This is a genomic window from Marinovum sp. 2_MG-2023 (assembly GCF_030548265.1).
Classification (GTDB): domain Bacteria; phylum Pseudomonadota; class Alphaproteobacteria; order Rhodobacterales; family Rhodobacteraceae; genus Marinovum.
Genome location: NZ_JAUOSD010000032.1, coordinates 26,223 through 33,575, shown reverse-complemented (window position 1 = coordinate 33,575; position 7,353 = coordinate 26,223). Strand labels below are relative to the sequence as shown.

7 protein-coding genes are annotated in these 7,353 nt (G+C 61.8%); 2 read left to right on the top strand and 5 right to left on the bottom strand.

The annotated features are described in order from the left end of the window. On the top strand, positions 1-182 hold a 182-nt coding region (locus Q4577_RS21540), incomplete at its 5' end, for a DDE-type integrase/transposase/recombinase (RefSeq protein ID WP_303472730.1). A gap of 110 nt (positions 183-292) precedes the next feature. After that, complete coding sequence (locus Q4577_RS21535; RefSeq protein WP_303472728.1) at positions 293-1,306, top strand: IS110 family transposase; 1,014 nt, start codon at positions 293-295, stop codon at positions 1,304-1,306. A 504-nt stretch (positions 1,307-1,810) separates the two neighbouring features. On the opposite strand, the gene Q4577_RS21530 is transcribed toward Q4577_RS21535, so the two are convergent. Genes Q4577_RS21530 through Q4577_RS21510 form a run of 5 tightly spaced genes read right to left on the bottom strand, consistent with a single transcriptional unit; the run spans position 1,811 to position 7,298 of the window. Beyond that, a complete protein-coding gene (locus tag Q4577_RS21530; protein ID WP_303472726.1) occupies positions 1,811-3,646 on the bottom strand; it encodes an SUMF1/EgtB/PvdO family nonheme iron enzyme in 1,836 nt (611 codons plus the stop codon). After that, positions 3,643-4,026, bottom strand: a complete 384-nt coding sequence (locus Q4577_RS21525; protein WP_303472725.1) for a VOC family protein — start codon at positions 4,024-4,026, stop codon at positions 3,643-3,645. The genes Q4577_RS21530 and Q4577_RS21525 overlap by 4 nt, the downstream gene beginning before the upstream one ends. Before the next feature lie 35 nt (positions 4,027-4,061). Then, positions 4,062-5,444, bottom strand: a complete 1,383-nt coding sequence (locus Q4577_RS21520) for an ABC transporter substrate-binding protein (RefSeq protein WP_303472724.1) — start codon at positions 5,442-5,444, stop codon at positions 4,062-4,064. Continuing rightward, on the bottom strand, positions 5,441-6,277 hold the full coding sequence (locus tag Q4577_RS21515) for an ABC transporter permease (protein ID WP_303472723.1): 837 nt from the start codon (positions 6,275-6,277) through the stop codon (positions 5,441-5,443). Before Q4577_RS21515 ends, Q4577_RS21520 begins: the two co-directional genes overlap by 4 nt. 10 nt (positions 6,278-6,287) lie before the next feature. After that, entirely contained in the window at positions 6,288-7,298 is a 1,011-nt protein-coding gene (locus tag Q4577_RS21510; protein ID WP_303472722.1) for an ABC transporter permease, read from the bottom strand. Positions 7,299-7,353: the final 55 nt, after the last annotated feature.

The window sequence follows — 7,353 nt, the reverse complement described above, 5'->3', positions numbered from 1 at the left end:
GGCGTACGAAATACCTCAACAATTTCATTGAGCAGGATCTTCGGTTCATCAAAAAAATTTTCCGGCCGATGCAGACTTTCAAATCGCTGAATTCAGCTTCGGCTACTCTTGCCGGGATTGAAGTCGCGCATATGATCCGGAAAGGTCAGTTTGACCGGTCAGAGAAGTCCGGCTTCGCGTAGTTCAAAGCACTCTCTGGAAAGGTGTGTGAACTGATGCGGTGGATGCCCGCACCCGACGGCATCGAATGTGCCATAACGGTTTCGTAGGAACCAACCCGAGGGAGGCCTCGATGTCAGAGATTAGCATATTGGCGATTGATCTTGCCAAGGGCAGTTTTCAAGTTTGCGGCGTCAAAGCGGACGGCGCTGTTGTTTTTAACAGGTCGGTGTCGCGACTACGGCTATATCAGCTCTTGGCGGAGCAAGCGCATTGTGTCGTGGCGATGGAGGCCTGTGCGACGTCGCATCATTGGGCCCGTGTTGCCCTGTCTTGTGGCCATGAGGTGCGGTTGATCCCTGCTGCCTATGTGAAACCGTTCGTGAAGCGCCAAAAGAATGACCGTGCCGACGCCGAGGCCATTGCCGAAGCAGCCAGCCGCCCGAGCATGCGCTTCGTGGCGGTGAAGAGCGCTGAGAAACAAGGGCGCGCCGTCGCCTTCCGAACACATCAGTGTTTTGTGCGTCAGCGGACCCAATTGATCAACGCGTTGAGGGGACATCTGGCTGAGTTCGGCCTCGTGGCACCCAAGGGTCCGGCGAGCTTGAAACTGCTGGAACACGCGCTTGCTCAGCCTGAAGTGGATTTACCCAGTCCAGTGCGCGAGATGGGCTTGCTTTACCTTGACCAGATCGGCCGCCTCACCGAACTCATCGAGCAACTGGCCGATGAGCTCGAGCAAGCCTTGAAGACGGACAAGGAGTTGCGGCGGCTCTGCACCGTGCCAGGCGTGGGGCCGGTCACTGCGGGGGCCATTGCCGCCTTCGCACCGGATCTCTCGACCTTCGACAGCGGGCGCAATTTTGCTGCATGGCTTGGCCTGGTACCGCGGCAACGATCCACCGGGGGCAAGGCCCGGCTCGGAGCTGTCAGCAAGATGGGGCAATGCGACATCCGCAAACTCCTGATTGTCGGCGCCATGAGCGTGATCCGCTGGGTCGTGCGCAAAGGCGGCAGCGCCAATCGCTGGCTCGCCAACCTGGTTGCGCGCAAACCACGGATGGTGGCGGCAGTGGCACTGGCAAACAAGATGGCCCGCATGATCTGGGCGATGACAACGAAACAGGAGAATTACAGTATGGCGTGACCCTGATCTGAAAAGACAGGGAAGCGGCATGGCCGCAAGGCCTGGGTAAGGTGATCGACCGACGGAGTAAGCGACACGGACTTCAAAGTTCAAGGTGGGGATACCCAGTCCCGGGGCTCGAGCGTCATAGCTCTCTGAACCGATGTGGGCCTCGCCTTCCGAACAGCATACCGGCCCGTGGCGTCAGACCAGCCACATCATGAGGCCTGACACACGACCGATTGAAGCCCAGCCCAACCGTCGAAAAACCAGCTTGCAAACCCGGGGGTATCCACACACGCCCCGGGTTTGCCGGAGAGGTGTTGTCACGTTAACGGGTGTGATGTTGCCGGGTCTAGCCTGCCGTGACGCGGTTCCTGGCGACGCCGGATATGACCCCATTTCGCCAACTCTCTCGCTTCTATCTGGGTGCCGGTTCAGCCGCACAATTCCGTCGCGACAAACTGATGGGCGACCGAACACCCAGCAGTGAACGATATTGCCGCAAACACAAAAGTCTGGCGATCAGGCAACGACGATTCTGAACCCATTGCCGCGCCAGAAGCCGTTTGGTTCCAGGCTGCCCCGATAGATGCCGTTTGCCTTGACCCGCCCGGATGAAAAGCACCCCCCCCGCAGGACGCGGCGCACCTGTGGCGCGGCATCCAATGCCTCGCGTCCATCCTCGGCCCAGGGAAAGGCAAAACCGGGGGCGGTCATGTCGTCGCCCCAAAGCGTGGTGCACCATTCCCAGACCTGCCCGGCCATATCGAAACAGCCAAAGGGTGACGCGCCTTCGGGAAAGAGACCCACAGCACAGGTGTCGTTGAAACCTGTTACCTCGTCATTGGCGTGTTCGGGGGCCCATTCTTGGCCCCAGGGCCATATCAGCCCGTCAAGGCCTCGCGCCGTCGCCTCCCATTCTCTTTCCGTGGGCAGGCGAACGACCTCGGTCGGGGTGATTTGGCCGGTGCGCCGCCACCCTTGGGTCAGCCAATCGCAATAGGCCCGCGCATCGTGCCAGGTGAGATCGGTGGCCGGGTGGTTGCGCCGCTCTGGTGGCGATGTCCAATTGCGGTTGGTGTCGGTGGCAAACCGCTGAAAGGCGTCGCAGGTCACAGGATAGACGCCGATGTGAAAAGCCGCCAGATCGACGAAATGCTCCGGTGCGGAATTGGGGTGCAGATCGCCGCCCATGCGATAGCGTCCGGCGGGAATGTCGGTCAAAGCCTGCAGCGGGCGGGGATCGCCCAAGCGCGCCAGAGCGGCCCCGGCACGGCGGCGCAGCATCGCGGGGGTCCGGCCCTGTTCGACAATCGCGGCCAGGGCGGCAGAGATGTCTGCTGCACCGGATGTTTGGCCCGCCGCGTTTTGGCCAATGGTCAGGTCCGCCGCCGCCAGCAATCGCGACAGCCCGCCGGTGTCAGTTCCGGTTTCGGGCAAGGTTTCCATCAGTGCTCGCGCCAGCGCATCAGGCTCGGCCGGGTCTTGGGCCACCAAATGCCGAAGCGGGCCATTCCAGCGCTGCGGATTGTCCATAGCCCGTTGCGCGATGTCCTGGGGCGACAACTGCGCCAGGGTGGCGGCGTCCCGTGCCTCGGCCAGCCAATCCGCTGGATGATCAGAGGCTGCGGCCTGGGCCAGTGTCAGCGCGTGACCTTGGTGCAGCGAGGCTGCCCATAGGCCCGGTTCGGCCCATGAATCGGCCACGGGGTCCGGGATGCCGAGGGGCGCAAGCGCCTGCGCCCGTTCGGGGGCAAGCAGGGGCAGAAGCCGGTGCGCCCTGAGATCGGGATGCGGGCGGATGGTTTCCAGTGCAGCGCTTTCGCAGAGGATCAGCAAACGCGCGCTGGCGGTCCGGGTCAGCCAATCCATCGCTTGTTGCACCAGCGCCGAGGCGTCGTCTTCTTGCTCTATGCCGTCCAGAATGAGCAGCACTGGGCCTTCATGGACGGCGGCCCGGGCCAGGGTGAATTTTCCCTGCCCCGGAGAGGAGGTGAGAACCTGCGGCGTCCCCACCTCCCACACCTGCGGGAGTGACAGGCCTTCCGGGTTGCGGATCGCCGGGCGGGTGAGTGCCGCCGGGTTCCGCACAGGGGTCGCGGCCATTGCGTCTGGCAACGCGGCTGCGAATTGCGTGGCCAACACCGTCTTGCCCCCGCCGCGTGGTGCATGCAGCAATTGCGCCCGGTGCATGGACACCATTTCAAATGCGGTGAATTGCACTGTGATATCTGGCGCTGCCCCCTCTGCAAAGACACGCAACCCCTTGGCGGCGCGGTCTTCGTGGGTGAAATCCACCAGTCTGGGCAGGAACTCGGGCAGGGATTGCCCATTGGACAAGATCGGTGTCTGGCTCATTTGAACAGCTTTGCAACCTCTGGGTTGTGAAAACGTTGAATTTCGATTGCGTAGCCTGCGGGGTCTTCAAAGAAGAAATGTTCGCAATAGGTGCCGCGCAGCAGGTCGGATTGATTGGCCACGCCGAGGGCTTTCAGTTTCGCATGCCAGCCAGGCACATCCTCGGAGACGACGGTCAGCAACGCGGCGCTTTTCGGTTGATGAGCAAGATGGCCCCTGGTGCCGTCGACAATCCCGAAATAGGCATTGTCGGCGATCCGATAGATCCGCGCCAACCCCTGGTCGAGCACAAGTTCGAACCCCAGGGTGTCTTCGTAAAACGGCGCAACCGCATGGATATCTTCGTAGTAATAAAAGGTTATCGCGCATTCTTTTTGCATTGCATTGCATGTCCTGTTGTCATGGGGCGGGCGGATCAGGTGATCCGCATGATGCCTTTGTGATCCAGATGAAGGCCGGTCAGCGCGGGCACATGTGCGAGACACAGAACCGGATGAAAGAGATAAACCCAGGGCGGTGCATCCTGAAGCTGGCGCAGGATTGTGCCATAGGCCCGGGCCCGTGTCGGCAGGTCAAGGATGTGACGCGCCTGCTCAAAGCCTTTGTCGACAGCATCGTTGGTCACGCCCTGCCACCAGACTGCGCGGCTGATGGCAGAGATCTTGTCATCCAGCACGCGAAAGGTGCTGTGGGGTGAGCTGTCAAAGATTGCCGCGTCGCCCATCTGTTTTTCCCCGATGTCGCGGGCGTATTGCGGGCGGTCTTCGGCAATTTCGATCCGGGTTTCGAAGCCGACGTCGTTCCAGGCATCGGCCATGAATCGGGCCATTTCGGGGGCGCGTTCCGGCATATAGGTTGGGCTGCGCAGTGTGATTTGGCGCGGTCCCTGGGCACGGTCCAACAGACGCCGCGCGGTATCGGGATCATGGCGGAGTGGCAACAGCCCGGCCTGTTTGTGGCCAAAGTGCCAGGGGCTGACGATTGTGTCCGACGGCCGGGCCAGCCCGCCCATGACATCCTGAACCATACGTGTCCTGTCGATGGCCAGATTTGCCGCGTGCCGGGCCTCTGGGTCGGCAAAGGCGCCGGCATTTCCGTTCAGATAGGCCATGACCGACAGGGTGCTGGTCTGGGTCTGCCATTCGAAACCTGCGATGCCATGTATCGGCGTTTCAAGCCGTTCCATATGTGTTGCGGCCTGAATGTCCTTTGCGACAAGCGCGGCATGACGGTCTTCGGCTTTTGGGATGGCGACAAAGCGCAGGTGGCGATCATCCTTCGCACGCCAAAGCGTCACCGCGACCCCCGGTGTGAAGTCGCGCACCTGCCAGGGGCCGGTGCCGATCACTGGTCGGCCCTGGGCATCCGTCTTTGGCAGATAGAATTCCGACAGAACTTCGGGCAGATCGGGGAAGGGTTTTGGCGTTTGGATTGTCAGCACTGCGCCCTCGGCAGAGATTGCCGCGCCCGCCAGATAACGGGCATAGGACCAGGGCATTCCGAACATGTCACGCGAGCTCAGGATGCGGGTGATGAACCCTGCCGCATGTTCGGCCAGCACCGGGGTGCCGTCGTGATAGCATTTGCCGGGGGCCAACCGCAGGGTCCAGCGGCAGCCGGTTGTGTCCAGTGCCCATTTGGCGAACAGCCCCGGACAGATGGCCCCGTCCTGCCAGCGCAGCATCGGTTCCAGCACCAGCGATTTCAACGTCAGGATGCTGCAATCATCCGTCACCCGGTTGGGTGGCAGGAAATCGACCTTTTCCAGCGCGATGGTGGGGATCTTGGGGAGGGTCATGCGATTTGGCTCCGGCGGCGGGGATTGAACCAATCGGCCAGCGCATCGCCGATCAGGTTGAAGGACAAAACAGCAAGCAGGATCGCAAAGCCGGGGCCAAGCGCGGTCCATGGGCTTGACCGGGCAAAGGCCAAGTTGGCCGATACATCCGCCCCCCATTCCGCCATTGGCGGCTGTGCGCCAAGGCCAAGAAACCCGAGGCTGGCGGTTTGAAGGATGGCGCTGCCCACATTCAACGAGGCCTGCACCAGCAAAGGTCCAATCGCGTTGATCACAACATAGCGCAAGAGAATGCGCCGCCGCGGCAGGCCCAGCGCATGGGCCGCATCGACATATAACCGGGCCGAGACTGCCAGGGCCTGGGATCGCGCAACGCGGGCGAATTGCGGTGCAAGGGTGATGGCCACGGCAATCATCGCGTTTTCAAGGCTGGGCCCAAAGGCCGCCGCCAGCGCAATCGCCAGAACCAGCGCCGGGAAAGACAGCATCGCATCGACAAAGCGCATGATCAGCGTGTCGATCCATCCGCCGGTAAAGCCCGCGATCACGCCAAAAAACACCCCGATGACAAAGGCAATGCCAACCACAAGAATACCGATGGCCAGCGTATAGCGCCCGCCGTGCAGGATACGGGCCAGCATGTCGCGCCCGAAACTGTCGGTGCCCAGCCAATGTCCGGGGCCGGGCGGTAGCAGTTTTGCCTGCATGTCGATCGCAATGGGCGAGGCCGCAAAGTACGGCCCGACCAGCACCGCCAGCAACAAAAGCCCGAGGATCGTCCCCCCGACAGCGGCGAGAGTGTTGCGGCGCAGGAAATGCATCAGATCTTTCATCGCTCGCCCCTCAGTTCATCTTGCGGCGCACGCGCGGGTCGACCACAGCGTACAGGATATCGACCAGAATCGAGGTCAGCATGAAGAGCAGCGCGAAAACCAGCGTTGCGCCCTGAATGACCGGATAGTCGCGGTTGCGGATCGCTTCGAACATGAAACGCCCGATGCCCGGCCAGGAGAAAATCGTTTCGGTCAGGATGGCGCCGCCCAGCATTTCCGCGAACTTCAGCCCGACCACGGTGATGGCGGGCAAAAGCGAATTGCGCAGCGCATGGGTATAGATGACTTCGCGGCGGCTCAGCCCCTTGGCGCGGGCAGTGCGCACGTAATCTTCGCTCAGGGTTTCCAGCATGGTCGAGCGCACGAAGCGCCCCAGCGTCGCAGCGAGAAATGCGGCGAGCACCGTCACAGGCAGGATCATGTGCAACAGCGCGCTTTTCACCGCGCCCGGCTCGCCTGAGAGATAGCCGTCGATGATGGCAAAGCCGGTGACATGATCGACAAACAGATAGCTGGACATGCGCCCCGACACCGGCAACCAGCCAAGCCAGGTGGCAAAGATCAGTTGCAGCAAAAGCGCCAGCAGAAAAGCTGGCATCGACACACCGGTCAGCGACAGAATGCGCACCCCGTGATCAAAGCCCGAATTGGCGCGCGTCGCGGACAGCACTCCGATGGGGGTGCCGACAATGATCGCGACCAGCACCGCCGCAACCGAAATTTCCAAGGTTGCCGGCAGGCGCAGCAATATTTCACCCAGCACCGGCCGCCCGGATTTCAACGACGTCCCGAGATCGCCCTGTGCCAGTCCGGCCATGTAATGCCACAGCTGCATCAGCGGCGGCTCGTCCAAATTCAACTGTGCGCGCAATGCGGCGATCTGGCTGTCGGTGGCCCCGGGGCCAAGAAGCGTTACCGCCGGATCTCCGGGGATCAACCGCACCAACAGGAAAACGATCACCAGCACCAGCGCCAGCACGGGAAGGAGCGACAAAAGACGCCGCACGATAAAGGCTAACATCGGTCTATCCGGTCAGGGTGGGGGTCAACGGCCCAAGAGCATTGCTCCTGGGCCG